We start from the raw sequence: 25,029 nt of genomic DNA on the forward strand, positions 1-25,029 counted from the left end.
CATGAACTCCACCACCGCAACCCTCACCGGCTCCACTGCCGTCGCCGCGAGCGGCTGGCGCGGGCTGGTGGCCGACTGGTCGTCCGACCGCCAGGCCTTCCACGTCTCGTGGGGCAAGGCCATGATGTGGATCTTCCTGCTGAGCGACATCTTCATCTTCAGCTGCTTCCTCACGGGCTACATGACGGTGCGCGTCTCGACCACCGTGGCCTGGCCGAATCCGAGCGAGGTGTTCGCGCTGCACGTGGGTGGGGCCGACGTGCCGCTTTTGCTGATCGCGATCATGACCTTCGTGCTCATCAGCAGCAGCGGCACGATGGCGATGGCGGTCAACTTCGCCTACCGCGGCGACCGCGTGAACGCCGCCACGCTGATGCTCGTGACCGCCACCTTCGGCGAGCTCTTCGTGGGCATGCAGGCCTTCGAGTGGTCCAAGCTGATCCTCGAGGAGGGCGTGCGGCCCTGGGGCAACCCGATGGGCGCGGCGCAGTTCGGCGCGGCCTTCTTCATGATCACGGGCTTCCACGGGCTGCACGTGTCGGCCGGCGTGGTGCTGCTGTTCGCGGTGGCCTTCAAGCTCATCCGCGGCGACTACGACAAGGCCGGCAACTACCAGGTGGTCGAGATCGTGGGCCTGTACTGGCACTTCGTGGACCTGGTCTGGGTCTTCATCTTCGCGCTGTTCTATCTCTGGTGAGGACCATCATCATGAACACCACCCACGCCACCACCGGCCAGCAGCACCCGATCGGCCTGTACCTGAAGATCTGGGGGATCCTGTTCGTGCTCAGCGCGATGTCGTACATGGTCGACTACTTCCATGTGCAGGGCTACCTGCGCTGGGGCCTGATCATCGTCTTCATGCTGCTGAAGGCCGGGCTCATCGTCGCGGTCTTCATGCACATGGCCTGGGAGCGGATGGCGCTGGTCTACGCGATCCTGCTGCCGCCGCTGTGCCTTTTGGTGCTGGTCGGGCTGATGGCGGCGGAGGCCGACCACACCTTCCTCGCGCGGCTGGCGTTCTTCCGCTGACGGGCCTGCTCAGCGCCGCACCACGAAGCGCGTGATCACCGGCGGCGACTCGCCCAGGTGAAACGCCAGCCGGCGTTCGCGCAGCGCCATGTCGGCGGCGGTGGCGCGGTTGAAGCGGCGCAGGTGGTCGGTCCACGACTCGTCCACGATCTGCTCCACGTAGCGTTCGGGCTGCGCGATGTCGTGCAGCAGCTCCCAGCCGATCGCGCCCTGGCCCAGGCGCGCGCGCCGGGTCTGCTGCATCACGAGGTGGAAGGCCGCGGCGCGCGACGGGTCGATCAGGTACTCGACCGTGATCACCACGCGGCCGTCTTCCTGCGGCGCCTCGGCCGGCGGGCCCGTGGCCCAACCGGCCTGGGCGGGGCGCACGTCGTCTTCGCCGCTCACGTCGGTCACCCAGCGCATGGCCGCGAGCATCAGCAGCGTGCCGCTCACGGCGGCGATGGCCAGGCTCAGCTTCAGCGACGTGACGGTGGCCACCTGGCCCCACAGCGCCGCGCCGATTGCGCTCGCGCCCATGATCGCCATCTGGTAGGTCGACATGCCGCGCGCGCGCACCCAGTCGGGCAGCGCCAGCTGGGCCGACACCGACAGCGAGTTGGCCACCGTGATCCACGCCATGCCGCCGAAGAACATCGCCGGCACCGCGACCCAGGCGTTGGGCGCCACGGCCATCACGGCGGTGGCGGCCGACTGCAGCATGGCGCCGCGCAGCACCAGCTGGTCGCGCCCGAGCGCCTGGCGCAGCCGCGGCAGGAAGAGCACCGCGATGATCGCGCCCGTGCCCATGGCGGCCAGCAGCAGCGTGAAGGTGCCGGCGCCGCCGCCCTGGAGGTTGCGCGCCAGGAGCGGCAGCAGCGCCAGCAGCGCCGTCGAGTGGAAGAAGAACAGCGACACGCGCGTGAGCACCGCCCGCATGCGCTGCGACTGGCGCACGAACTGCACGCCCACGCGCATCGCGCTGATGAGCTTCTCGCGGCCCAGCGGGTTGGGCGTGTGCTCGCGGCGCCAGCGCAGCACCACGAAGCCCGAGGCCACCGACAGCACCGCGTTGAGCGCGAACACCCAGACGCTGCCCGCGCTCGCGATCAGCATGCCGGCCGTGAGCGGGCCGACGATGCGCGAGGCGTTCATGGCGATGCCGTTCAGGCCCAGCGCCGCCGGCAGCTGTTGGCGCGGCACCAGCTCGGGCACGATGGCCGAGAACACCGGCCAGCGCAGCGCCAGCCCGATGCCGTTGGCGAAGGTGAGCGCCAGCAGCAGCGGCGCGGTCATCACGTCGAGCGCGATGGCGGCGCACAGCACCACGGCGGTGCCGGCCAGCCAGAACTGCGTGGCCACCAGCCAGCGCCGGCGATCGAGGATGTCGGCCAGCGCGCCGCTCGGAAGACCGAGCAGGAACACCGGCAGGGTGGAGGCCGACTGCACCAGCGCGACCCAGATCGGCGAGGTGGTCAGCGAGGTCATCATCCACGCCGCCGCCACATCGTTCATCCACATGCAGATGTTGGCGATGAGCCAGGTGCTCCACAGCATGCGGAACACGGGGAGCTTCAGGGGCTCGAGCGCCGCGAAGTTCGAGGGCTGCGGCCGGGCCGGCGGGAGGGGTGTCTCTTCGGGGGATATGGGCGGCATGTCGCGCTATTGTGGCGCGAGGCGGCGCGCCTAGCCCCGGTCGCTGCGCGCGAGACGGTGTTCCAGCCGGCGCAGCAGCGTGGTCAGCACCAGCGTCATCACCCAGTACACCACCGAGATCGCCAGGTACGGCTCCCAGTAGCGCGCATAGGCGCCGGCCACGGTGCGCGCGGCGTAGGCCAGTTCGGCCAGGCCGATGGCCGACACCAGCGAGGTGTCCTTGAGCAGCGCGATCGCGTTGTTGCCCAGCGGCGGCAGCATGCGGCGAAAGGCCTGCGGCAGCACCACGTAGCGCATCACCTGCGCGGGGCTCAGGCCCAGCGAGCGGCCGGCGTCGAACTGCCCGCGCGAGATCGACTGGATGCCGGCGCGGAACACTTCGGAGATGTAGGCCGCCGAGTTCAGCGTGAGCGCGACCACGCCGGAGATGAGGGCGCCGTGCTCCTGCTTGAGCGTGCGCGCCAGCTCGCCGTCGATCAGGATGCCCGTGCTCGGGTGGATGAACACCGGCATCACCGCGAAGTGGATGAGCAGGATCTGCACGAACAGCGGCGTGCCCCGGAAGAAGCTCACGTACACCGTGGCGGGCCAGCGCAGGAACACGCGCGTGACCCAGGTCCACGGCGCATGGCGCGCCTGCGCCAGCCGCGCCAGCGCCAGGCACAGGCCCCAGCTCGCGCCCAGCAGCACGCAGACCACGGTCATGCGCAGCGTCATCCAGGCGCCCTGCCAGAACAGGTCCTTGTATTCCACGAGGATGTCCCAGCGGAACCATCCGAAAAGCAGCACTGGTTGTTCCATGCTTGCGTCCTCAACTCTCTGTCTATCTGTCGGTCAGCGGAAAAACGAAACGGCCGCGTGAGGGCGGCCGTGTTCAGGAAATTGCCGTGCGGCTCAGCGCACGTTGGGGTCCTTGTTGAACCACTTCTTGTAGATCGTCACGTAGCTGCCGTCGGCGCGGATGGCCGCCAGGCCGGCGCTGAGCTTGTCCAGCAGCGCCTTGTCGCCCTTCTTCACGACGATGCCGAAGCCCTCTTCGGGGAAGGACTTGTCGTCCAGCGTCTTCAGCTCGGGGTGCTGCGCCACGCGGTAGGCGATCACGCCGTTGTCACCCATGGCGGCATCGACGCCGCCGCCGGCCAGCTCGGAAATGATGAGCGGCGTGCTCTCGAAGCGGCGGATGTTGGGGCTGGTCTTGCCGAACTCGCGCGAGGCGATGTCGTCGGCGGTGGAGGCGCTGACCACGGCGATCTTCTTGCCCGTGAGGTCCTTCAGCGAGGCCACGGTGCTGTTCTTCGGCAGCGCGATGAGCTGGCGGGCCGCGAAGTACGGCGGCGTGAAGTCGTAGCTCTGCTTGCGCTTCTCGTTGATGGTGACGCCCGAGATCACGAGGTCGACGTCGCCGTTGTTCAGCGCGCCGAAGATGCCGGTGAAGGGCGTGTTGACGATCTTGATCTTCAGGCCCTGCTGCTTGGCGATGGCGTTGATGATGTCGATGTCGAAGCCGACGATCTGCTTGTCCTTGTTCTCGAAGGCAAACGGCGCGTAGGTGGCGCTGGAGGCCACGGTGAGTTCGCGGTTCTGGGCCTGGGCACCGAAGGCGAGCGTGGCGGCAGCGAGGCCGAGGGCCAGGGCACGGCGTAGAGAGTTCATTCGGGGTCCTTGTGTCTTTGCCGCCCGGCGGGAAGCGGTGGGCGAGCATTTTAGGCGGTCGCTATCGGGCCCCCTTGCCGCCTACCGGGCGAACAGGAGGTAGAGCGCGACGGCCACCACGGCCACGACAGCGATCACCTTGCCCGCGCGGGGCGAGCCGGAGGCGCCAGTGGAACTCCACGTCACGCTGTGGGTGCGCACGGTCTTCGTGCGCCCGCCGCTGCTGCGTTCCGTGCGGACGAGCGCATCGGCCACGACCTGCCGGCCTTCCGGCGAGACCGCGAACATCGGCGTGGCGAGCATCTGCAGCTGCACAGGCGTCAGCACGCCGGTGCGCACGGCCCAGGCCAGCGTGGCGGCCGGCGAGGCGGGCGCTGCCCATTCGGGTTCCTGTGCGGGCAGCAGGCTGAGGGCCTGTGCGTGCTGCGCGGGGTCGATCAGCTGCAGCGCTTGGAGCCGATCGAGCGCGTCATCGGTCACGCCGTCTTCCAGGCGGTTCGCCATGAGGCTGATCTCGAGCAGCACCCAGGCCGGCGCCTGGCCGCTGACCATGGCCACGGCGTTCGCCACGGTGCGGTGCGCCTCGTCTTGCGCGTCGGGGGTGGCGCGGCTGCGCAGGCCGGGCAGGGCCTGCGCCGCGACGATGCCCTTGGCGGCCGCCCAGCCCAGCGCTTCGCTCGGGGTGCGCAGCGGCGTGTTGGGCAGGTCGGGGTGCGCGAGCGCCTGCGCGTGTTCGGCGTCGGTCAGCAGGCCCAGGGTGTGCAGGTGCGACAGGGCCCGTGGGCCAGCTTCTTCGGAATTCATGGGCCCCAGTGTCCCAGAGGTCTCGCGAAGGGCCGCGCCGCCGGCCCGGCGCTCCCAGCGTGTGCGTTACTTCTCGGTGCGCGTCCAAATTTGGGCATCGACTCGATACACAACGCATCAATTAGTTAACACATATAACAATAAGGAACTATTAAAAGCAATTGCTCAGGGAAGAAGGTATGCCATTGGTTTTGGGCGTCATGGGGCTCCCTCAGGTCGAGGTCGAGCTCCTGCGGATCATCGTTCGCCTCAGCTCCAATCTCCGGTCGTTGTGGACGGTCAGCGAGTCGCAGCCCTGCGACCTGTTGCTGGTGGACGGCGATGCGCCGGCCGCCGAGCGGCAGACGCCGGCCGCGCGCTTCGTGGTGCCGATGGTGGCGCGCGGCGAGGCCGTGGCCGCCGCGCCCGCGCGCCGCACGCTGGCGCGCCCCATCTACGCGGAAGAGCTGGTCGCGCTGCTCAACCAGGTCGCGCCCAGCGGGGCCTCGGGCGACGCGGCGCGCGCCATGGTGCGCTCGATCCGTGCACGCGCTTCGCTGATCCGCTGGCCCTCGCAGGTGACCCTGCAGCGCCATCCGATCTACGTGCGGCTGGCGGCGGCCTTGTCGAAGAGCGCTCAATCGGCCGAAAGCCTGAGCGTGCTGGGGCGCATCGACGTGCAGGAGTGCAGCACCTTCCTCGGCCTGCTGGAGGAAGAAGGCGCGCTGACCTGGTCGGAGGAAGCCCGCGCGCCGCGCCCGTCGGGCGCCAGCGCCGGCGGCGAGGCCGCGCAGCACAAGCGGGGCCTGCTGTCGCGCATCCGCCGACGCCTCGGGCTGGCCTGAGCAGGGCGCCGGCATGAGGGACTTCAAGCTCGTCTTCACGGGCCCGATGGGCGTGGGCAAGACCACGGCCATCGCGGCCATCAGCGAGACCGCGCCGATCGCCACCGAGGTCGCCAACGCCGACACCTCGGTCGCCAAGGCCACCACCACGGTGGGGCTCGACTTCGGCCAGGTGACGCTGGACAACGGCGACCGGCTGCGCCTGTACGGCACGCCGGGCCAGAGCCGCTTCGACTTCATGTGGAAGATCCTGGTGCGCGACGCGCTGGGCCTGGCGATCCTGCTGGACAACAGCCGGCCCGACCCGCTGGCCGACCTGGCCCAGTACCTGGACGGTTTCGCCGGCGCGCTCGAGCGCATGCCCTGCGCCGTGGGCGTGAGCCGCCTGCCGTCGCACCCCACCCCCACGCTGGACGACTACGCGCAGGCGCTGGCGGCGCGCGGGCTGGTGCTGCCGTTGCTGGCGGTCGACCCGCGCCGCAAGGACGACGTGGTCGCGCTGATCGAGACGCTGCTGATGCAGATCGAAGTGCTCGACGAGGAGGCCGCGCCATGAAGATCCCCCACGCCCTGAAGCTGCGCGCCGCAGTCGAGGCCCGCCGCGTGCTCGACGAGGTCACGGGCATCGCCTCGGTGGTGATCGCCACGCCCGATGGCTTCGAGATCGCCAGCGTCGCGCGGCGCGACGTCGAGCCCGCACGCATCGCCGCCATGGCCAGCTCGATCGCCGCCATCGGCGCCGTGGTGTCGCAGGAGGCGCGCCTGGGCCGCTGCACCTGCATCACGGTCGCGACCGATAACGGCTTTGCGCTCGTCAGCCCGGTGCACAGCGGCGAGACCTCGCTGGTCGTGAACGTGATCGCCGACGCCGATGCGGTGCTCGCACAGGCGATGTACCGCACGGCGGCCTGCGTGCGGGCGCTCGAGGCGCCGCAGCTCTAGGTTCTGGCTACGAATTCACGGGCGGGGACGGATTGGCATGCGACGTCTCCACCCTCTTTTTTCATTCGCATGAATTTCACTCACAGGACTTACTGACATGGCCTCGATCCAGACCAGCCTCGACACCCTCCTGACCGCCGACGGCGCCCTGTGCGCTGCCGTGGTCGATTCCGCCAGCGGCATGATGCTGGGCGCCGCCGGCTCCGGCGTGGACCTCGAAGTGGCCGCTGCCGGCAACACCGAAGTGATGCGTGCCAAGCTCAAGACGATGCGCGCGCTGGGCCTGAGCGACACCATCGAAGACATCCTGATCACGCTGGGCAAGCAGTACCACCTGTTGCGCCCGATGGCGCAGAAGGAAGGCGTGTTCATCTACTTCGTGCTCGACAAGGCGAAGTCGAACCTGGCGCTGGCCCGCCGCAAGCTGCAGGACGTCGAGAAGGACATCACCTTCTAATTGATCCGCCAAGGCGCATCGCCGTCGGGCCGGCTCCCTCGCGGGAGGCGGCCCTTTTTCTTTTCTGGAGGGGCGGCTACTTCGCCAGGTGCCCCAGCGGCAGCGCGCTGTTGGCCTTCACCTCGCCCAGCGAGAAGCTGGTGTGCAGGTCTTTCACGTTCGGCAGGTTCATGAGGTTCTGCCGCGCGAAGGCCGAGAAGCCGTTCAGGTCCTGCGCCACCACCTGCAGCTCGAAGGTGCCGGTGCCGCTGATGTAGTGGCAGGCCACCACCTCGGGCATCTTGCGGATCGCGTCCTCCAGCTTGCGCGTGGCCTCGTGGGTGACGCGCTCGGTGTCCACGCGCACGAAAGCGAGCACGCCCAGCCCGATCTTGTGGCGGTCGATCTCGGCGCGGTAGCCCTTGATGAAGCCGGCGTCTTCCAGCGCCCGCACGCGGCGCCAGCAGGGCGCCGCCGACAGGCCCACGCGCTGCGCCAACTCGGCGTTCGTGAGGCGGCCATCGGTCTGCAGTTCTTGCAGGATAGCGAGGTCGAACTTGTCAATGCTTTCCATAGGGGTGGATGTTAAGCAAGATTCTTTCTGAAAGTCGTTTTTTCGAGGCAAAAAACGCAAACACCTGTCGCAGACCCCGGCATACACTTTGCGTCACCATGGGCTTGCGCCCTACCGGGCACAGACCCACACCCCTCAGCCAGGCCCACAAAGCCCTGCCAATACGGAGACAGAGAACATGAACGCCCCGCTGCCCGAGCACATTCGCCGCGCGCTAGAAACCGTCACGCTCGACGACAAATACAGCCTCGATTACGGCCGCGCCTTCATGAGTGGCGTGCAGGCCCTGGTCAAGCTGCCGATGCTGCAGCGCCTGCGTGACAAGCAGGTCGGCAAGAACACCGCCGGCTTCATCAGCGGCTACCGCGGCTCCCCGCTCGGTGGCTACGACCAGGCGCTGTGGAAGGCCAGCAAGTTCCTCAAGGAACAGAACATCGTCTTCCAGCCCGGCGTGAACGAAGAGCTCGCGGCCACGGCGCTGTGGGGCACGCAGCAGCTGGGCTTCTCGCCGCAGGGCACCAACAAGTTCGACGGCGTCTTCGGCATCTGGTACGGCAAGGGCCCGGGCGTGGACCGCTGCTCCGACGTCTTCAAGCACGCCAACATGGCCGGCACCACCGCCTGGGGCGGTGTGATCGCTGTGGCCGGCGACGACCACATCTCCAAGAGCAGCACGGCCGCGCACCAGAGCGACCACATCTTCAAGGCCTGCGGCACGCCGGTGTTCTTCCCGGCCAACGTGCAGGAAATCCTGGACCTGGGCATCCACGCCTTCGCGCTGAGCCGCTTCTCGGGCGTGTGGTCGGGCATGAAGACGATCCAGGAGATCGTCGAGTCCAGCGCCACGGCCATGATCGACCCCGAGCGCGTCGACATCGTCATTCCCACCGACTTCGAGATGCCGCCCGGCGGCCTGCACATCCGCTGGCCCGACCATGCGCTGGAGCAGGAAGCCCGGCTCATGCACTACAAGTGGTACGCCGCGCTGGCCTACATCCGCGCCAACCGCCTGAACCACAACGTGATCGAAGGCCCGAACGACCGCTTCGGCATCATGGCCAGCGGCAAGGCCTACAACGACACGCGCCAGGCGCTCATCGACCTGGGCCTGGACGACGCGGCCTGCCGCCAGCTGGGCATCCGCCTGCACAAGGTGGGCGTGGTGTGGCCGCTGGAGGCGCAGCTCACGCGCGAATTCGCCACCGGCCTGCAGGAAATCCTGGTGGTCGAGGAGAAGCGCCAGGTCATCGAATACCAGCTCAAGGAAGAGCTCTACAACTGGCGCTCCGACGTGCGCCCCAACGTGGTCGGCAAGTTCGACGAAGGCGCCAGCTCCACGGACGACGGTTACTCCGGCGGTGAATGGTCGATGCCCAACCCGACCTCGCACACGCTGCTGCGCGCCAACGCCGACCTGAACCCGGCGCTCATCGCCAAGGCCATCGCCGCGCGCCTCAAGAAGACCGGCCTGCTGGCCGCCGCCGGCGCCGACATGGCCGCCCGCATCGACGCGCAACTCGCCATCCTCGAGGCCAAGGAGCGCGCGATGGTGGTGCAGCAGGCCTCCACCAGCGTGGCCGACGCCACGCGCCAGCCCTGGTTCTGCTCGGGCTGCCCGCACAACACCAGCACCGTCGTGCCCGAAGGCTCGCGCGCGATGGGCGGCATCGGCTGCCACTTCATGGCGACCTGGATGGACCGCTCCACCATCGGCTTCACGCAGATGGGCGGCGAGGGCGTGCCATGGGTCGGCCAGCAGCCCTTCACGACCGACCAGCACATCTTCGCCAACCTGGGCGACGGCACGTACTTCCACAGCGGCCTGCTCGCGATTCGCCAGAGCATCGCGGCGGGTGTGAACATCACCTACAAGATCCTCTACAACGACGCGGTCGCCATGACCGGCGGCCAGACCGTGGGCGAACGCCCCGAGGGCCACTCGGTGCTGCAGATCGCCGAGAGCCTGCACGCCGAGGGCACGAAGAAGGTCGTCATCGTCACCGACGAGCCCGAGAAGTACGAGGGCGTGAACATCCCCGGCGACCACGTGCAGGTGAAGCACCGCGACCTGCTCGACGACATCCAGCGCGAGTTCCGCGTCATCGCCGGCACCACGGCCATCATCTACGACCAGACCTGCGCCACCGAGAAGCGCCGCCGCCGCAAGCGCGGCACGGCCGTCGATCCGGCCAAGCGCGTGGTCATCAACGAGCTGGTCTGCGAAGGCTGCGGCGACTGCAGCGTGCAGAGCAACTGCCTCTCGGTGGAACCGCTGGAAACCGAATTCGGCCGCAAGCGCACCATCAACCAGAGCAGCTGCAACAAGGACATGAGCTGCCTGAAGGGCTTCTGCCCGAGCTTCGTGACGGTCGAAGGCGGCCAGCTCAAGAAGAAGGGCAAGAACAAGGCGGCCACGCCGGCCGAGTTCGGCCTGCTGGCCGAGCCCGCCATTCCGTCGCTCGCGGGCGGCAAGGTCTGGGGCGTGGTGGTGGCCGGCGTCGGCGGCACCGGCGTGATCACCATCGGCCAGCTGCTGGGCATGGCCGCGCACATCGAGGCCAAGGGCATCGTCACGCAGGACGCGGCGGGCCTGGCGCAAAAGGGCGGCGCCACCTGGAGCCACGTGCTCATCGGCGACACGCAGGACGACATCCGCACCACCCGCGTGGGCACCGCGGCGGCCGACCTGATCCTGGCCTGCGACCCGCTCGTCACGATCAACGCCGAGACCATGGCGCGCATGCGCGAAGGGCGCACGCACGTGGCGCTCAACAGCCACAGCGCGCCCACGGCCGCCTTCGTGCGCAACGCCAACTGGCAGAACCCCGAAGACGCCTGCGCCGCTGAAATTGCGCGCGCCGTGGGCATCGAGGGCTTGGGCGCTTTCGACGCCGATGCCGCCGCCACCGCGCTGATGGGCGACACCATCTACGTCAACCCGATGATCCTGGGCTACGCCTGGCAAAAGGGCTGGGTGCCGCTGGCGCACGAGTCGCTGATGCGCGCCATCGAGCTGAACGCCGTGGCCGTCGAGAACAACAAGACCGCCTTCGAGTGGGGCCGCCAGGCCGCCGTGCGCCCGGACGAGCTGCAAAAGCGCGTGCGCCCGGGCCAGGTCATCGAGTTCAAGAAGCGCGAGACGGTCGAGGCGCTCGTCGCTCGCCGCGCCGAGTTCCTGACCGGCTACCAGAACGCCGCCTACGCCGAGGAATACAAGGCCTTCGTCGGCCGCGTGCAGCAGGTCGAGTCGGCCGTCGGCAAGAGCACGGGCCTGGCCGAAACGGTGGCGCGCTACCTGTTCAAGCTCATGGCCTACAAGGACGAGTACGAAGTCGCCCGCCTGCACACCGACCGCACCTTCCTCGACCGCGTCGAGGGCATGTTCGAAGGCGACTACAAGCTCAACTACCACCTGGCGCCGCCGCTCATGGCCAAGAAGAACACCAAGGGCCAGCTGCAGAAGCAGAAGTTCGGCCCCTGGATGCTCACGGGCTTCCGCTTCCTGGCGAAGCTCAAGGGCCTGCGCGGCACGGCGCTCGACGTCTTCGGCCGCACCGAGGAACGCAAGACCGAGCGCGCCCTCATCGGCGAGTACCGCGCCAGCATCGAGGAAGTGCTCAAGGGCCTGCGCGCCGACAACCACGCGCTGGCGCTGGAGATCGCGAGCCTGCCCGAGCAGATCCGCGGCTACGGCCACGTCAAGGAGCGCAACCTGGCGGCGGCCCGCACCCGCTGGACCGAGCTGATGGGCAAGTGGCGCAACCCCCAGGCGCAGCGCGCAGCGGCCTGATCCGCCAGGCCCGTTTCCCCTGACAAAGAGCGCCCCTGCGGCGCTCTTTGCTATTTAAACGATAGCTGAAAGCCCTCGGGGGTGCGCCGGATAAGGGCGCGAAACGGCCATCCGCGCCGAATACAATGCCCGACTGCGCGCGGCCTCCCCCGCCGAGCCTTTGACTTGCGGCCCGCATCCCTCGTGGGCGCGGAACCGCGGGCCCGGCCCGCGCATCTGAAGTCTTTTTCTTCTCTCTTCCCTCTGCTGGAGACTCTCTTGTTCATTTCCTCTGCTTTCGCTCAAACCGCGCCCGCAGCCGCCGGTGGTGGCGACATGTTGTCTTCGCTGGGCAGCATGCTGCCGCTGGTGCTGATGTTCGTGGTGCTGTATTTCGTCATGATCCGCCCGCAAATGAAGCGCCAGAAAGAGGCCCGCGCCATGATCGAAGCCCTGGCCAAGGGTGACGAAGTCGCCACGGCCGGCGGCGTGCTCGGCAAGATCACCTCGCTGAACGACCAGTACCTCGGCCTGGAAATCGCCAACGGCGTCGAGATCAAGATCCAGCGCAGCGCGGTGGTCCAGGTGCTGCCCAAGGGCGCCGTCAAGCAATAAAAGCGTGAGCTGAACCTTGCGCTTCAGGGCGCAGGGCCCCAAGTCACGCCGTGTTCCATTTCTGAAACGCTTGTGAAAAGCGCCTTCTCATGAACCGTTACCCGGTCTGGAAGTACACGATCATCGTGATCGTGCTGCTCGTGGGGCTCATCTACGCCCTGCCCAATTTCTTCGGCGAGGCACCCGCGGTGCAGGTGTCCGCGGCCAAGACGACCGTCAAGGTCGATGCCGCCACCCAGACCCGGGTCGAGGAGGCGCTGAAGGCGGCCGGCCTGACGCCCGACCTGGTGACGCTGGACGCCGGCTCGCTGCGCGCCCGCTTCACCACCACCGACGACCAGCTCAAGGCGCGCGACGTCGTGCAGCGCGCCCTGGTGCCCGACGCCAGCGACCCGCCCTACACGGTGGCGCTGAACCTGCTGTCGCGTTCGCCCAAGTGGCTCACGTCGCTGCATGCGTTCCCGATGTACCTGGGCCTGGACCTGCGCGGCGGCGTCGACTTCCTGCTGCAGGTCGACATGAAGGGCGCCATCGACAAGAAGGCCGAATCGTTCGCGAGCGACCTGCGCACCACCTTCCGCGACAAGAGCATCCGCGGCACCCAGGTCAGCCGCAACGGCCAGACCGTCGAGGTGACCTTCCGCGACGCGGCCTCGCTGGAGACCGCCAAGCGCCTGATCGTGGACCAGTTCCCCGACCTCAGCACCACCGACACGCAGGACGGCACCAACTGGCGCCTGACCGCCACCATCAAGCCCGAGGCGGCCCGCCGCCTGCAGGACGCCGCGCTCAAGCAGAACATCACGACCCTGCACAACCGGATCAACGAACTCGGCGTGGCCGAGCCGGTGATCCAGCAGCAGGGCCTGGACCGCATCGTCGTGCAGCTGCCCGGCGTGCAGGACACGGCCAAGGCCAAGGAAATCCTGGGCCGCACCGCCACGCTCGAAATGCGCATGGTCGACGAAAGCGCCGAAGGCCGCGCGGCCGAGCTGAGCGGCGCGCCGGTGCCCTTCGGCTCCGAGAAATTCCTCGACCGCGGTGGTCGCCCGGTGATCGTGAAGAAGCAGGTGCTCGTCACCGGCGAGAACCTCACCGACGCCCAGCCCGGCTTCGACCAGCAGAGCAACCAGCCCAAGGTCGACCTGACCATGGACGCCAAGGGCGGCCGCATCATGCGGGACGTCAGCCGCGAGAACTACAAGAAGCGCATGGCCATGCTGATCTTCGAGAAGGGCAAGGGCGAAGTGCTCACGGCCCCGTCGATCAACGGCGAGCTGGGCAACCGCTTCCAGGTCTCGGGCTCGATGACGGTGGCCGAAGCCAGCGACCTGGCCCTGCTGCTGCGCGCCGGCTCGCTGGCCGCGCCCATGGAGATCATCCAGGAGCGCACCATCGGCCCGACGCTCGGCGCCGACAACATCGAAAAAGGCTTCAAGAGCGTGATGTACGGCTTCCTGGCCATCATGGTCTTCATGTGTGCCTACTACGCGCTGTTCGGCCTGTTCTCGTCGATCGCGCTGGCCGTGAACCTGATGCTGCTGGTCGCCATTCTCTCGATGCTGCAGGCCACGCTCACGCTGCCCGGCATCGCGGCCATGGCGCTGGCCATCGGCGTGGCCATCGACTCCAACGTGCTGATCAACGAGCGCGTGCGCGAAGAGCTGCGCAACGGCGCCTCGCCGCAGGCCGCCATCCACGCGGGCTACGACCGCGCCTGGGGCACGATTCTCGACTCCAACGTGACCACGCTGATCGCGGGCATTGCGCTCCTGGCCTTCGGCTCGGGCCCGGTGCGCGGCTTCGCGGTGGTGCACTGCATCGGCATCGTCACCTCGATGTTCTCCGCCGTGTTCTTCTCGCGTGGCCTCGTGAACTTCTGGTATGGCCAGAAGAAGAAGCTCAAGTCTGTGTCGATCGGCACCGTCTGGCGGCCCAAGACCGACGGCACGGCCGTGGTCGACACCAAGTAACGGCCGAGGACCATCGCCATGGAATTCTTCCGCATCCACAAGACCATCCCGTTCATGCGCCATGCCCTGGTGCTGAACATCATTTCCTTCGCAACCTTTGCGCTGGCGCTGTTCTTCCTGTTCCACCGCGGGCTGCATCTGTCGGTGGAGTTCACCGGCGGCACGGTGATGGAAGTGGCCTACGAGCAATCGGCCGACATCGGCAAGGTGCGCGAGGCCGTCACCAAGCTCGGCTATCCCGAAGTGCAGGTGCAGAACTACGGCACCTCGCGCGACGTGCAGATCCGCCTGCCCACCCAGAAGGGCATGAGCTCCGACCAGCAGAGCGCGCAGGTCATGCAGGCGCTGAAGTCGGTCGACCCGTCGGCCACGCAGCGCGGCATCGAGGTCGTCGGGCCGCAGGTCGGCGACGAGCTGACCTCCAACGGCATCAAGGCGCTGGCCATGGTGGTGATCGGCATCATGATCTACCTGGCGTTCCGCTTCGAATGGAAGTTCGCGCTGTCCACCGTGCTGGCCAACCTGCACGACGTGGTGATCATCCTGGGCTTCTTCGCCTTCTTCCAGTGGGAGTTCTCGCTGGCGGTGCTGGCGGCGGTGCTGGCGGTGCTGGGCTACTCGGTGAACGAGTCGGTCGTGATCTTCGACCGCGTGCGCGAGAACTTCCGGCGTTACCGCAAGATGACGACCACCGAAGTCATCGACAACGCGATCACCTCGACCATCAGCCGTACGATCATCACCCACGGCTCCACGCAGCTCGTGGTGCTGTCGATGTTCTTCTTCGGCGGCCCCACGCTGCACTACTTTGCGCTGGCGCTGACCATCGGCATCTGCTTCGGCATCTACTCGTCGTGCTTCGTGGCCGCCGCGATCGCGATGTGGCTGGGCGTGAAGCGCGAGGACCTGATCAAGGGCCCGCCGGTCAAGCGCGACGGCGACTCCGGCGGCGACGACCCGAACGCCGGCGCCGTCGTCTGAGGGATACTTCGGCGCCAGCTTCGCGTCACCCGCACTTGTGCGGTGGCGCATCCCGATGCAAGCTCGGGGCTGTCGCCGATGAACCGTTCTCTCCGGCCTTTCCGATCCATCAATGAGCACTGCGCGGTCCGCTTCTTCCCTGCAGCTCGCACGCGAGGCGCGTGAGCGTTTCGTGGCGGCCACGGAAGGTGCGATCGCTCCGCTGGCCCAGGCCATTCGCGACCGGCTGACCGCGGTGGCCTCCGATGTCGGCAGCGCGCGCACCATGCAGGAAAGCCGCGACGACCTCGTGGCGTTCCAGGGCCATGCCTCGCAGTGGGTGTCGCTGGCGCAGACCGGCTGGCGCAAGGCGCTGGGCACGGGCCCGGCGGGTGCCACTTCGTCGGCCCCCGCGGCGCTGCGGCTGGAGCTCATCGGCGATGAGGTGGTCGAGAGCAACATCCTCGCCTCGCGCCTCGCACAGACCATCCACGACAAGGCCAGCTTCGAGCTCAGCGACCTGCGCCTGCGCATCCAGCACCTCGAAGGCACGCACGAGTTCGACGCCCGGGACGTGCTGAAACCCGAGACCCTGGCCAAGCTGCTGGTGGAGCAGTGGCTGGCCGCCGGCCTGAGCCGCGAGGCCTGGGGCCGCGTGCAGGGCACGGCGCAGCAGGCGCTGGCGGATGTGGTCGTGAAGGCCTACGAAAGCGCCAACGCCTTCCTGATCGCACAGGGCGTGATGCCCGAAATCGACCTCAAGAGCTTCGTGCGCCGCACGGGCGATTCGGGCGGCGGCCCGTCGTCCATGGGCATGCCGGTGTCGTCGAGCATGCCGATGGGGCAGGGCTCGCCGACAGGTGCAGCCGTGCCGCACGGCCAGCAACAGCCATCGCAGCCGCAGCGTCCAGGCTTCGCTTTCCAGGCCTCGCATGCGGCGTCCGTGCCGTCGTCGGGGCCGGCCTCCAGTTCGATGATGGGCAGCTCGCCGCTCGCGTTCGCGCGGCAGCGCGCACAGACTGCGCTGCTGAGCCTCAAGCGTTTTGTCGCCGCGCGCATCGGCGGCGAGGCCGGCGCCTCGCAACCGGGCGGTGGCACGACCGGCACCAGTGGCGGTGTGGCCGCGCCCCGCGTGTTTTCACGCACCTTTGCCGGCGCCATCGCCGATGCCGAGGTCGCCTACCGCATGGCGGCCACGCAGTACATCGACGGCGGCGGCGAGCAGGCCACGCTGATCCAGCAGACCGCCGTCGACCTGCGCCGGCGCACCGCCGAGCTCAAGAAGCGCGCGCCCACCACGGCCGACAAGGCCACGGTCGAGATCGTGGCGCTGATGTTCCAGGCCATCCTCGCGGAAGAGCGCATTCCGTTCTCCGCGCGCGTCTGGTTCGCGCGGTTGCAGATGCCCGTGCTGCGCGTGGCCATCGCCGAGCCCGAATTCTTCGGCACCCTGCAGCACCCCGCGCGCATGCTGATCGACCGCATGGGTTCCTGCGTGATGGGCTTCGACGCCGCCGCCATCACCGGCAGCGCGCTCGAGAACGAGATCAAGCGCGTGGTGCAGGTGATCGAGCAGTACCCCGAAACCGGCCAGCGCGTGTTCAAGCTGGTGTTCGACGAGTTCGTCGCTTTTCTCAGCCGCTATCTCACGCAGAGCGACGCCACGCAGCGCGTCATGAGCGTGGCGCAGCAGGTCGAGCAGAAGGAGACGATGGCGATCCAGTACACCATCGAGTTGCGCAAGATGCTCAACGACATGCCGGTGCGCGACGAGATCCGCGAGTTCCTGTTCAAGGTCTGGGCCGAGGTGCTGGCCATCGCCGCGCTGCGCTACGGCGCGCAGGGCGAGCACACCGTGATGCTCAAGCGGGTGGCCTCCGAGCTGGTCTGGGCCGCCAGCGCCAAGCCCAACCGCGCCGACCGCGCCCGCGTGATCCAGGACCTGCCGCAGCTGTTGCAGCGCCTGCGCCAGGGCATGGACCTGCTGGGCATCGTCGGTGAGCCGCAAGAGGGCCACATCAAGACCATCGGCGCCACGCTCACCGACGCCTTCATGTCGAAGACCGAGGCCATTCCCCAGGCCAAGATCGAGGCCATGGCCGAGCGGCTGGCGCACCTGGAAGACTTCGTGACCGACGACGGCAGCGCTTCCAGCCTGCCGCTGGACGCCCAGAGCATCGAGTTGCTGCTCGGCGTGGACGCGACCGCGATCGAGGTCATTTCCGACACCGCCGGCGTCAGGGTGGCCGAGGACATGCTCGCGTGGACGCACGAGCTGCAGGTGGGCAACTGGTTCATGCTGGACCACAACGACCGCGTGACCCAGGTCCAGTTCGTCTGGCGCAGCGACCGCAAGCAGCTGCACCTGTTCGCCTCGGCCGACGGCCGCAGCTTCCTCATCCAGGCCGGACGGCTGGCGATGTACCTGCAGGCCGGCCTGCTGGTGCCGGCCGAGGAAGAGACGCTCACCGCGCGCGCCACGCGAGAGGCGCTGGCGAAGCTCGATGCGAATCCCGAGCGGCTGCTGAACTAGTCAGCCGCGCGGCTGTTTCGTCTGTGCCGGGGAGCGCTTGAACTGCCTGGGGGCGAGTTCAGTGCGCCGTGCGGCCTTCGCGGCTCTCGCAGAGTTCGTCGAGCACGAGGGCATCGGGCTCGATGCCGGTGCTCCAGTGCACCATCAGCACGATGATCTTGAGTTCGTCCAATGCCACCGGGTCGCCCGGCGCGGCCATCGCGCGTTCGACGACGATCTCGCGCAGGCCGCAGGGCAGCACGTTCGACAGTTCGAGAAAACGGATGAAGCCGAGGCACTCGGCGCCGAGGTGTTCCTGCTCCGACGGCGAGTACACGCGCATCGACTGGCTCGACTGGGGCAGCGCCGCATCGGGCGCACCGCCCAGCGTGACGCGGGCAGTGGTGATGGCGTTGTCGTCATCGCCTTCGCTGGCTTGGTGTTCAAACTGCAGGCCTTGCGTGGCAAGACTCAGGCCATCGAGCCACTGCAGGGCGTCGCGTATTTCGTCCGCCTCGAAACCGTGCGCACTGAGCTTGCGGCCCAGCTGTTCGGGTTCGGGGCAGGCATCGCCGCGCCAGTAGTTTTCATACACAAACACGAGCACTTCGAACATGGGCCCAATATAGCCGAGGAATCTGTCGTGTGTCCCCAGGCTTTCGTGCACTTCGTGCGTCAGCCGACGGCTGCTCTTTGAAACAGGCCGCCGGGCAGCCGCGAGACATGCCCGTCGAGTTCAAGCTCGAGCATCTTCGCCTGCAGTTGAGCCGCGCTCCAGCCGGTGCGTGCGCTCAGCGCATCGAGGCTCACGGGATCGAAGCCGAGGGCATCGAGTAGCGGATGTTCCGGGGCCGACGAGGGCGTGTCGCTGGCAACCGTGTGAGCGGCCGGTGCGAGCGGCGGCAGTTCTTCGAGGATGTCGTTCACCGACTCGACCAGCTTCGCGCCCTGCCGGATCAGCGCATGGCAGCCGCGCGATTGCGGCGAGTGGATCGAGCCCGGGATCGCGAACACTTCCTTGCCCTGCTCCGACGTGAGGCGCGCGGTGATGAGCGAGCCCGATGCCAGCGCCGCCTCGACCACCAGCGTGCCGCGCGCCAGGCCCGCGATGAGGCGGTTGCGCTTGGGAAAGTTCTGCGTGAGCGGCGGCGTGCCCAACGGCAGCTCGCTCACGATCAGCCCCTGCAGCGTGATGCGGTGCGCGAGGTCGCGGTGCCGCGCGGGGTACACGCGGTCCAGGCCGGTGCCGACCACGGCCACCGTGGCGAGCACCGGGGCGTCGCCGGCCGCGTCGAGCGCGCCGAGGTGCGCCGCACCGTCGATACCGAGCGCCAGTCCCGAGACCACGGGCAGGCCCGCTTCGCCCAGCGCCCGCGCAAAGGCGCGCGCATGGCTGGCGCCCTGTGGTGTCGGGTTGCGGCTGCCGACCACGGCAAGGCTGCGGCCGAGTTGCGTGAGGTCGAAGGCGGCGGCGCCGAGCACGTAAAGCATCAGCGGCGGGTCGACCATCTCGAGCAGCGAGCCCGGGTAGCCGGCGTCGCCGAGCGTCACGACGCGGCGCGTGATGGCGCCGCCAGTGGGGTCGTCCGCGGGGTGCAGCCATTGCCAGGTCTGGTCGACCTGCGCCTGCAGGCCGGAGGGCGGCTGCTTGAGCGCGGCGGCCTGGGCGGTGCTGACGACTTCGCACAGCGTTGCCTCGGGCTGCGCGAAGATCGCGTCAGGCAGCCCGAAGGCCGCGAGCAGGCGGCGTGCGGCGCCGTCGCCGACGCCTGGTGTCAGTGAAAGTCGCAGCCAGCCTGCGAGTTCTGCGCGTTCCAAACGAGTGTGCGAGAAAGAAGCCTCAGGCGCGTGTCAGGGATTGACGAGGAAGTCGCCGGCGCGGGGAGTGTCGTTGATTTCGAGCACCAGTGCGTACGAGACTTTCTCGAAGGTGCGGAACACCATCAGCAGGCCGATGCGTTCGTTCGGCAGCTTGATCGTTTCCTTGCGGGCGCCGGTGCGGTCGAGGATGGTCTCGCCGTTCTTCAAGATGGCCAGCACGTGGCCGTTGTCGACGCCGTCGCGCGTGCCCTTGTTGATGGCCACGACCTGGTTCTGCGCCGCGTACTGCACGGCATTGCCGTAGACCGACACGATGCGGCCGTCCACCTGGGTGGAGGGCGCGCGCGGTGCGTAGCTCAGCAGCTGGCGCGGCGGCTCGGGCAGCAGGCGGTCGCCGGCGCGCATTTCCTCGCGCGACGCAATGATGTCGATGCTGGCCGGCACGACGGTGATGACGTCCTTGTCGCCGGTCGTCTCGATGGTGGTCGATTCGCCGCGCTGCAGCTGGGCCTTGCCCAGGTACTGCGCCTCGTAGCCGAGGATTTCGCCGGTGCCGGGGTCTTTCAGCGGCGTGGCGCTGCGGAAGATGCGGTAGTGCTGCACCGGGCCCGGCTTTTCGACCAGCGGCGACTCGGCGTTGCCGCGCGCATAGGCGCGGTCGCCGCGCGACAGCAGCACGCGGCTGTCGTTGCCGGCCACGATGCGCGGCGCGGCGTCGAGCGTGTTGGCGTCGACCACGATGGGTTCACTGAGGAAGGGCTCGATCAGGCTCGGGTTGAGCGTGGGCAGGGCCATGCCGGCGAGCGAGTCGAAGCGCGTGCGCGGCGACAGCTTGATGGTGCCGCCGTCGCCGCCAGAGACGCCGCGGCGCGTGGTCAGGCGCGCGCGGCCGCCGCTCTTGTCCAGGTACAGCACCTGCCCCGGGTAGATGCGGTGCGGGTCCTGGATCTCGTTGATGTTCATGCCCCACAGCTCCGGCCAGCGCCAGGGGCGCAGCAGGTACAGGCGCGAGATGGCCCAGAGCGTGTCACCGGGCTTGACGGTGTACTCGTCGGGCGCCTTCGGCGACAGCTCGCTCAACGGCACGCCGGCCTGGGCGGTCTGCTGGGCGGTGGCGCGCTGCTGGGGCGTGACCGGGTAGGTCGTCTGCGCCCAGGCCGCCGTGGCGCCGCAACTGCCGGCCACTGCCAAGGCGGCCGTCCAGAAGGCAAAAAGGGTCGGGCGCTGGTGTTCGGTGGAGCTGGGCTGTGTCATGTCTGGATGGGTGAGCGCACGAAGTATCGTGGCGCATACGAATCTCACAATTTGCTACGAATTCTGCGCCCGAAGCCCTTGCAAGGGCAACGTTTTCGCGTCAATGCGCCGCGACGCGTCGCGGAATTGGCGAAAATAGCCACAACTTCCCCCCGATTTCATGGCCAAACGAATCATTCTGAGTTACCCCGACAAGCGCCTGCACACGGTGGCCAAGCCGGTGCAGGGCGTGGACGCGCGCATCAAGACGCTGGTCGCCGACATGTTGGAAACCATGTACGACGCGAGCGGCATCGGCCTGGCCGCGACCCAGATCGACGTGCACGAGCGCGTGGTCGTGATCGACGTCTCCGAAGAGCGCAACGAGCCGATCGTGCTCATCAACCCGGAAATCACCTGGGCCAGCGACGAAAAGGTGCTGAATGAAGAGGGCTGCCTCTCGGTGCCCGGCATCTACGACGGCGTGATGCGTTCCACCTCGGTGAAGGTCCAGGCGCTCGACGCCGACGGCAACACCCACACCATCGAGGCCGACGGCCTGCTGGCCGTGTGCATCCAGCACGAGCTCGACCATCTCATGGGCAAGGTGTTCGTCGAATACCTGTCGCCCCTGAAGCGCAACCGCATCAAGAGCAAGCTCCTCAAGCAGCAGCGCGAGGACATGAAAGAAGCACGGGCATGAGCCACCGGGCTGCGTGGTCCTCGCTGGCCGCCGCCGGACTGCTGTTCCTGGCGGGTTGCGTCAGCGAACCCACGCGCATCCAGCCCGGCACCTCGGCCGCCGAGACTCTGCAGCGCCTGGGCGCGCCCACCGGCCGCTACCCGCTCAACGGCGGCGGCGAGCGCCTGCAATATTCGCGCATGCCGGCCGGCTTCGAGGTGGTCGACATCGACCTCGACGCGTCCGGCAAGGTCGTCTCGGTGACCCAGGTGCTCACCGAGGCGCGCTTCGACCACGACATCCAGGTCGACCGCTGGCGCCAGAACGAGGTGCTGGCCTTCTACGGCAAGCCCTACGAAATCAGCCGCGTCAGCTCCTTCGACGGCACCGTCTGGACCTGGCGCTACAAGGCCATCAACGAGCGCCGCATGCTCTATATCTACATCGACCCCACCGGCGTGGTGCGCCGGTACCACACGGGGGATGACCTCGAATTCGAACGGATCCGGGATTGAGCGCGTTGAAAGTCGTTTTTGCGGGCACGCCCGAGTTCGCGCGCGTCGCCCTCGAGGCCATCGCCGCCGCCGGCCATGACATCGTCGGCGTGATGAGCCAGCCCGACCGGCCCGCCGGCCGCGGCATGAAGCTGCAGGCGTCGCCCGTCAAGCAGTGCGCCGTGGCCCACAACTGGCCCGTGGCGCAGCCGCGCAGCCTGCGGCTGGACGGCAAGTACCCCGACGAGGCCACCGCCGCGCGCGACACGCTGCTCGCGTGGCAGCCCGACGTGATGGTGGTCGCGGCCTACGGGCTGATCCTGCCGCAGTGGGTGCTCGACCTGCCGGTGCACGGCTGCCTCAACATCCACGCCAGCCTGCTGCCGCGCTGGCGCGGCGCGGCGCCGATCCACCGCGCCATCGAGGCCGGCGACGCACAGACCGGCATCACCATCATGCAGATGGACGCCGGCCTGGACACCGGCGACATGCTGCTGCGCGAGGCGCTCGACATCGCGCCCGGCGAGAACACCGCCCGCCTGCACGACCGGCTGGCCGCGCTCGGCGGGCGCATGGTGGTCGAGGCACTGGCGCAGATCGGCCAGCTGGTTCGCACGCCGCAGCCCACCGAAGGCATCACCTACGCCCACAAGGTCGAGAAGCACGAAGCGCTGATCGACTGGACGCAGCCGGCCGCGGCCATCGTGAGCCGCGTGCTGGCCTTCGATCCGTTCCCCGGCGCCAACAGCCCGCTCGGCGGCGAAACCGTCAAGCTCTGGGCCGCGCACGTGGCGCCCGGCCCTGCAGGCGCCGCGCCCGGCACCATCGTCTCGGCCGACGCCACCGGCGTCGCCGTGGCGGCGTCGGACGCCACCGTGGTGCTCACCGAACTGCAACGCCCGGGCGGCAAGCGCCTGCCCGCGGCCGATTTCCTGCGCGGCTTCGACCTGAAGGCCGGCCAGGTCTTCGGCTGATGTTCCTCTCGCCCACGCTGCGCCGCCAGCCCGAGTTCCGCGCCGGCATGCGCGACATGGCCTCGGCCGCGCTCGGCATCGGCGCCTGGGGCCTGATGACCGGCGTGGCCATGGTCAAGTCGGACATGAGCGTGCTCGAGGCCGTGGCGATGACCCTGTTCGTCTACGCCGGCAGTTCGCAGCTGGCCGCCATCCCGCTGCTGGCCGCGGGCGCGCCGGCCTGGGTGATCCTGGCGACGGGCTTCTGCGTGAACCTGCGCTTCGTGGTGTTCAGCCTGCACCTGCGGCCCTACCTCATGCACATGCCGCGCTGGCGCCGCCTGCTGCACGGCTACCTGACGGCCGACCTGAGCTATGCGCTCTTCACGAAGCAGTACACGGCCCCGCCGACCACGGCCGCCGAGCGGCTGGCGCAAGAGGCCTACCTCACCGGCAACTACTTCGTGACCTGGTGCGCGTGGATGGGCATGAGCCTGCTGGGCATCGCGCTGGCCAATTTCATTCCACAGACCTGGGGCCTGGGCTTTGCCGGCGTGCTGAGCCTGGTGGCCATCGTCTGCTCGATGGCGACGACGCGGCTGCGCGTGCTGGCCGCGCTCATCGCGGGCGCCACGGCGGTCGCGGCCTACGCGCTGCCGCTCAAGCTCAACATCGTGGTCGCGATCGGCGTGGCGGTGCTGCTGTGCTTCTGGCTCGAAAAGCAGTTCGGGCTCGACCCCGACGCGGAGGACGACAAGTGAGCGGCGGCGGCACCGACTGGTGGTCCCTGGCCGTGATCGCCGGCCTCGCCGGCGTTACCGTGCTCACGCGCTGCTTCTTCTTCATCCTCGACCGGCCCTGGGGCCTGCCCGAGTGGGCGCACCGCGCGCTGCACTACGCGCCGGCCGCCGCGCTGGCCGGCGTGATCGCGCCCGAGATCGTGATGACGCAGGGCCACCTGATCACCACGCTGCACGACGCCCGCCTCTACGCGGCGGTCGTCGGCGGCGCCTACTACTTCTGGCGGCGCGGCGTGCTCGGCACGATGCTGGCCGGCATGGCCGTCTACCTGCCCCTGCACCTCGGCCTGGGCTGGTGATCGGCTCAGACTAGTCGAGCTTCACGCCGGCGGTCTTGATGATGTTGCCCCAGCGCTCGCTCTCCGCGCGCGAGAGCTTGTAGAAGTCCTGCGGCGTGCCAGGCAGCGCCTCGAAACCGAACTCCGCAAACAGCTTCACCACCTTCGGTGCCTTCATCGCCTTGTGCAGCTCGGTGTTGATGCGCGCCACGGCCTCGGGCGGCATGCCGGCCGGGCCGATCAGGCCGTGGAAGGCGTAGGCGTTGACGTCGCTGAAGCCGGCCTCGACGAAGGTCGGAACCTCGGGCAACGCACTGGCGCGCTGCGGCAGCGCGATGGCCAGCACGCGCACCTTGCCCGACTTGATGATCGGCAGGCCCGAGGCCAGGTCGAGCATCATCGTCGGCACCTGGCCGCCCATCACGTCGGTCATGGCGGGCGCGGCGCCCTTGTACGGCACATGGGTGATCGTGAGGCCCGCCTTCTGCTTGAACAGCTCCATCGCCATGTGGTGCGGCGAGCCGTTGCCGGGCGAGGCGTAGCTCACCTTGTCGGGGTTGGCCTTCACGTAGCGCACGAACTCGGCCACGTTCTTCGCGGGGAAGTCGGGGTGCACCACCAGCGCCACCGGGAAGCGCCCGATGGTGCCGATGTAGGTGAAGTCGGTCGCCGGCTTGTAGGGCAGCTTGGCGAACATGTGCTCGTTGAACAGCAGCGCCGCGTTCTCGGCCTGCATGATCGTGTAGCCGTCGGGCTTGGCCTGCATCATCACCGACACGCCGATGTTGGTCGACGCGCCGGGGCGGTTGTCGATGATCAGCGGCTGGCCGAGCGACGGCTGCATGGCCTCGGCCAGCGAACGCGCGAGGTTGTCGGTGCCGCCGCCGGCCACGTAGGGCACGATCCATTTCACGGGCTGGCTGGGGTAGGCCGCAGGCTGCGCCGACGCGAAGGGCGCGGTGGCGAGCGCGAGGGTCGCGGCCAGCAGGGGAAGAAGGCGTTTCATCGTTTTTGTCTCCGTTGCTTTGTTGAAAATTGG

General features: G+C 68.3%; 25 protein-coding genes. 16 read left to right on the forward strand and 9 right to left on the reverse strand.

Going from position 1 to position 25,029, the window contains the following annotated elements:
• Position 1: 1 nt before the first annotated feature.
• Both AC1RL8_RS24185 and AC1RL8_RS24190 read left to right on the forward strand, forming a co-directional pair.
• Positions 2 to 697 (forward strand): heme-copper oxidase subunit III family protein, encoded by a 696-nt coding sequence (locus tag AC1RL8_RS24185; protein ID WP_492687029.1) that lies wholly within the window; start codon positions 2 to 4, stop codon positions 695 to 697.
• 11 nt (positions 698 to 708) lie between these two features.
• On the forward strand, positions 709 to 1,032 hold the full coding sequence (locus AC1RL8_RS24190; RefSeq protein ID WP_492687028.1) for a cytochrome C oxidase subunit IV family protein: 324 nt from the start codon (positions 709 to 711) through the stop codon (positions 1,030 to 1,032).
• 9 nt (positions 1,033 to 1,041) lie between these two features.
• Here the strand turns inward: AC1RL8_RS24190 and AC1RL8_RS24195 are convergent, their stop codons facing one another.
• From AC1RL8_RS24195 to AC1RL8_RS24210, 4 genes are all read right to left on the reverse strand, one after another.
• Positions 1,042 to 2,667, reverse strand: a complete 1,626-nt coding sequence (locus AC1RL8_RS24195; protein ID WP_492687027.1) for an MFS transporter — start codon at positions 2,665 to 2,667, stop codon at positions 1,042 to 1,044.
• Between the two features lie 30 nt (positions 2,668 to 2,697).
• Positions 2,698 to 3,468 (reverse strand): amino acid ABC transporter permease, encoded by a 771-nt coding sequence (locus tag AC1RL8_RS24200; protein WP_492687026.1) that lies wholly within the window; start codon positions 3,466 to 3,468, stop codon positions 2,698 to 2,700.
• Positions 3,469 to 3,561: 93 nt separating this feature from the next.
• Positions 3,562 to 4,320 carry a basic amino acid ABC transporter substrate-binding protein gene (locus tag AC1RL8_RS24205; protein WP_062479619.1) on the reverse strand — a complete coding sequence of 253 codons (759 nt, stop codon included), beginning with the start codon at positions 4,318 to 4,320 and terminating at the stop codon, positions 3,562 to 3,564.
• Between the two features lie 81 nt (positions 4,321 to 4,401).
• Positions 4,402 to 5,124 (reverse strand): hypothetical protein, encoded by a 723-nt coding sequence (locus AC1RL8_RS24210; protein ID WP_492687025.1) that lies wholly within the window; start codon positions 5,122 to 5,124, stop codon positions 4,402 to 4,404.
• Between the two features lie 179 nt (positions 5,125 to 5,303).
• Here AC1RL8_RS24210 and AC1RL8_RS24215 point away from each other — a divergent pair, with 179 nt between their 5' ends.
• The 4 genes from AC1RL8_RS24215 to AC1RL8_RS24230 all read left to right on the forward strand — a co-directional run bounded on the left by AC1RL8_RS24215 (position 5,304) and on the right by AC1RL8_RS24230 (position 7,347).
• Positions 5,304 to 5,948, forward strand: a complete 645-nt coding sequence (locus tag AC1RL8_RS24215) for a hypothetical protein (protein ID WP_307582184.1) — start codon at positions 5,304 to 5,306, stop codon at positions 5,946 to 5,948.
• A 13-nt stretch (positions 5,949 to 5,961) separates the two neighbouring features.
• Complete coding sequence (locus AC1RL8_RS24220) at positions 5,962 to 6,504, forward strand: GTP-binding protein (protein ID WP_447748221.1); 543 nt, start codon at positions 5,962 to 5,964, stop codon at positions 6,502 to 6,504.
• Positions 6,501 to 6,890, forward strand: a complete 390-nt coding sequence (locus AC1RL8_RS24225) for a roadblock/LC7 domain-containing protein (RefSeq protein ID WP_307582181.1) — start codon at positions 6,501 to 6,503, stop codon at positions 6,888 to 6,890. Before AC1RL8_RS24220 ends, AC1RL8_RS24225 begins: the two co-directional genes overlap by 4 nt.
• A 97-nt stretch (positions 6,891 to 6,987) precedes the next feature.
• Positions 6,988 to 7,347, forward strand: coding sequence for a hypothetical protein (locus AC1RL8_RS24230; protein WP_062478225.1), 360 nt, complete (start codon positions 6,988 to 6,990; stop codon positions 7,345 to 7,347).
• Positions 7,348 to 7,423: 76 nt separating this feature from the next.
• Here AC1RL8_RS24230 and AC1RL8_RS24235 read toward each other — a convergent pair whose 3' ends face one another.
• The gene (locus tag AC1RL8_RS24235) at positions 7,424 to 7,900 is read right to left on the reverse strand and encodes an Lrp/AsnC family transcriptional regulator (RefSeq protein ID WP_062478228.1); all 477 of its coding nucleotides are present in this window, start codon (positions 7,898 to 7,900) and stop codon (positions 7,424 to 7,426) included.
• Positions 7,901 to 8,078: 178 nt separating this feature from the next.
• On the opposite strand from AC1RL8_RS24235, the gene AC1RL8_RS24240 reads away from it, so the two are divergent.
• From AC1RL8_RS24240 to AC1RL8_RS24260, 5 genes are all read left to right on the forward strand, one after another.
• Positions 8,079 to 11,690 carry an indolepyruvate ferredoxin oxidoreductase family protein gene (locus AC1RL8_RS24240; RefSeq protein ID WP_492687024.1) on the forward strand — a complete coding sequence of 1,204 codons (3,612 nt, stop codon included), beginning with the start codon at positions 8,079 to 8,081 and terminating at the stop codon, positions 11,688 to 11,690.
• Between the two features lie 258 nt (positions 11,691 to 11,948).
• On the forward strand, positions 11,949 to 12,284 hold the full coding sequence (yajC, locus tag AC1RL8_RS24245) for a preprotein translocase subunit YajC (RefSeq protein WP_062478234.1): 336 nt from the start codon (positions 11,949 to 11,951) through the stop codon (positions 12,282 to 12,284).
• Positions 12,285 to 12,373: 89 nt separating this feature from the next.
• A complete protein-coding gene (gene secD, locus AC1RL8_RS24250) occupies positions 12,374 to 14,257 on the forward strand; it encodes a protein translocase subunit SecD (protein ID WP_062478237.1) in 1,884 nt (627 codons plus the stop codon).
• Positions 14,258 to 14,275: 18 nt separating this feature from the next.
• Positions 14,276 to 15,238 carry a protein translocase subunit SecF gene (gene secF, locus AC1RL8_RS24255; RefSeq protein ID WP_062478240.1) on the forward strand — a complete coding sequence of 321 codons (963 nt, stop codon included), beginning with the start codon at positions 14,276 to 14,278 and terminating at the stop codon, positions 15,236 to 15,238.
• 112 nt (positions 15,239 to 15,350) lie between these two features.
• Positions 15,351 to 17,750: a DUF1631 family protein gene (locus AC1RL8_RS24260; protein ID WP_492687023.1), complete on the forward strand. Its 2,400-nt coding sequence runs from the start codon at positions 15,351 to 15,353 to the stop codon at positions 17,748 to 17,750.
• Positions 17,751 to 17,808: 58 nt separating this feature from the next.
• Here AC1RL8_RS24260 and AC1RL8_RS24265 read toward each other — a convergent pair whose 3' ends face one another.
• Genes AC1RL8_RS24265 through AC1RL8_RS24275 form a run of 3 tightly spaced genes read right to left on the reverse strand, consistent with a single transcriptional unit; the run spans position 17,809 to position 20,804 of the window.
• Entirely contained in the window at positions 17,809 to 18,345 is a 537-nt protein-coding gene (locus AC1RL8_RS24265) for a Smg family protein (RefSeq protein ID WP_139700756.1), read from the reverse strand.
• A 59-nt stretch (positions 18,346 to 18,404) separates the two neighbouring features.
• Positions 18,405 to 19,547 (reverse strand): DNA-processing protein DprA, encoded by a 1,143-nt coding sequence (dprA, locus tag AC1RL8_RS24270; protein ID WP_492687022.1) that lies wholly within the window; start codon positions 19,545 to 19,547, stop codon positions 18,405 to 18,407.
• Positions 19,548 to 19,580: 33 nt separating this feature from the next.
• Positions 19,581 to 20,804 carry a LysM peptidoglycan-binding domain-containing protein gene (locus AC1RL8_RS24275; RefSeq protein ID WP_095950491.1) on the reverse strand — a complete coding sequence of 408 codons (1,224 nt, stop codon included), beginning with the start codon at positions 20,802 to 20,804 and terminating at the stop codon, positions 19,581 to 19,583.
• A gap of 160 nt (positions 20,805 to 20,964) precedes the next feature.
• Between AC1RL8_RS24275 and def the strand changes: the two genes are divergently transcribed.
• From def to AC1RL8_RS24300, 5 genes are read left to right on the forward strand one after another with little or no spacing between them, the layout of a single operon-like run.
• Positions 20,965 to 21,486, forward strand: coding sequence for a peptide deformylase (def, locus tag AC1RL8_RS24280; protein WP_070063231.1), 522 nt, complete (start codon positions 20,965 to 20,967; stop codon positions 21,484 to 21,486).
• The gene (locus AC1RL8_RS24285; RefSeq protein WP_095950492.1) at positions 21,483 to 21,980 is read left to right on the forward strand and encodes a hypothetical protein; all 498 of its coding nucleotides are present in this window, start codon (positions 21,483 to 21,485) and stop codon (positions 21,978 to 21,980) included. Before def ends, AC1RL8_RS24285 begins: the two co-directional genes overlap by 4 nt.
• Entirely contained in the window at positions 21,977 to 22,933 is a 957-nt protein-coding gene (fmt, locus tag AC1RL8_RS24290) for a methionyl-tRNA formyltransferase (protein WP_492687021.1), read from the forward strand. The genes AC1RL8_RS24285 and fmt overlap by 4 nt, the downstream gene beginning before the upstream one ends.
• A complete protein-coding gene (locus AC1RL8_RS24295) occupies positions 22,933 to 23,673 on the forward strand; it encodes an AzlC family ABC transporter permease (protein WP_492687020.1) in 741 nt (246 codons plus the stop codon). Before fmt ends, AC1RL8_RS24295 begins: the two co-directional genes overlap by 1 nt.
• Positions 23,670 to 24,011 carry an AzlD domain-containing protein gene (locus tag AC1RL8_RS24300; RefSeq protein ID WP_095747259.1) on the forward strand — a complete coding sequence of 114 codons (342 nt, stop codon included), beginning with the start codon at positions 23,670 to 23,672 and terminating at the stop codon, positions 24,009 to 24,011. Before AC1RL8_RS24295 ends, AC1RL8_RS24300 begins: the two co-directional genes overlap by 4 nt.
• A 10-nt stretch (positions 24,012 to 24,021) precedes the next feature.
• On the opposite strand, the gene AC1RL8_RS24305 is transcribed toward AC1RL8_RS24300, so the two are convergent.
• Complete coding sequence (locus AC1RL8_RS24305; protein ID WP_492687019.1) at positions 24,022 to 24,996, reverse strand: Bug family tripartite tricarboxylate transporter substrate binding protein; 975 nt, start codon at positions 24,994 to 24,996, stop codon at positions 24,022 to 24,024.
• Between the last annotated feature and the right edge of the window lie 33 nt (positions 24,997 to 25,029).

The organism is Variovorax sp. GW822-FHT04E09, from assembly GCF_058800845.1.

Coding starts and splice junctions, on each gene's coding strand:
- AC1RL8_RS24295 (WP_492687020.1), top strand. CDS start 22,933: ATGTTCCTCTCGCCCACGCTGCGCCGCCAGCCCGAGTTCCGCGCCGGC.
- AC1RL8_RS24205 (WP_062479619.1), bottom strand. CDS start 4,320: ATGAACTCTCTACGCCGTGCCCTGGCCCTCGGCCTCGCTGCCGCCACG.
- AC1RL8_RS24185 (WP_492687029.1), top strand. CDS start 2: ATGAACTCCACCACCGCAACCCTCACCGGCTCCACTGCCGTCGCCGCG.
- AC1RL8_RS24225 (WP_307582181.1), top strand. CDS start 6,501: ATGAAGATCCCCCACGCCCTGAAGCTGCGCGCCGCAGTCGAGGCCCGC.
- secD (WP_062478237.1), top strand. CDS start 12,374: ATGAACCGTTACCCGGTCTGGAAGTACACGATCATCGTGATCGTGCTG.
- AC1RL8_RS24215 (WP_307582184.1), top strand. CDS start 5,304: ATGCCATTGGTTTTGGGCGTCATGGGGCTCCCTCAGGTCGAGGTCGAG.
- AC1RL8_RS24285 (WP_095950492.1), top strand. CDS start 21,483: ATGAGCCACCGGGCTGCGTGGTCCTCGCTGGCCGCCGCCGGACTGCTG.
- AC1RL8_RS24200 (WP_492687026.1), bottom strand. CDS start 3,468: ATGGAACAACCAGTGCTGCTTTTCGGATGGTTCCGCTGGGACATCCTC.
- AC1RL8_RS24220 (WP_447748221.1), top strand. CDS start 5,962: ATGAGGGACTTCAAGCTCGTCTTCACGGGCCCGATGGGCGTGGGCAAG.
- secF (WP_062478240.1), top strand. CDS start 14,276: ATGGAATTCTTCCGCATCCACAAGACCATCCCGTTCATGCGCCATGCC.
- AC1RL8_RS24240 (WP_492687024.1), top strand. CDS start 8,079: ATGAACGCCCCGCTGCCCGAGCACATTCGCCGCGCGCTAGAAACCGTC.
- AC1RL8_RS24260 (WP_492687023.1), top strand. CDS start 15,351: ATGAGCACTGCGCGGTCCGCTTCTTCCCTGCAGCTCGCACGCGAGGCG.
- AC1RL8_RS24230 (WP_062478225.1), top strand. CDS start 6,988: ATGGCCTCGATCCAGACCAGCCTCGACACCCTCCTGACCGCCGACGGC.
- AC1RL8_RS24190 (WP_492687028.1), top strand. CDS start 709: ATGAACACCACCCACGCCACCACCGGCCAGCAGCACCCGATCGGCCTG.
- AC1RL8_RS24210 (WP_492687025.1), bottom strand. CDS start 5,124: ATGAATTCCGAAGAAGCTGGCCCACGGGCCCTGTCGCACCTGCACACC.
- AC1RL8_RS24275 (WP_095950491.1), bottom strand. CDS start 20,804: ATGACACAGCCCAGCTCCACCGAACACCAGCGCCCGACCCTTTTTGCC.
- AC1RL8_RS24235 (WP_062478228.1), bottom strand. CDS start 7,900: ATGGAAAGCATTGACAAGTTCGACCTCGCTATCCTGCAAGAACTGCAG.
- AC1RL8_RS24265 (WP_139700756.1), bottom strand. CDS start 18,345: ATGTTCGAAGTGCTCGTGTTTGTGTATGAAAACTACTGGCGCGGCGAT.
- AC1RL8_RS24195 (WP_492687027.1), bottom strand. CDS start 2,667: ATGCCGCCCATATCCCCCGAAGAGACACCCCTCCCGCCGGCCCGGCCG.
- AC1RL8_RS24305 (WP_492687019.1), bottom strand. CDS start 24,996: ATGAAACGCCTTCTTCCCCTGCTGGCCGCGACCCTCGCGCTCGCCACC.
- def (WP_070063231.1), top strand. CDS start 20,965: ATGGCCAAACGAATCATTCTGAGTTACCCCGACAAGCGCCTGCACACG.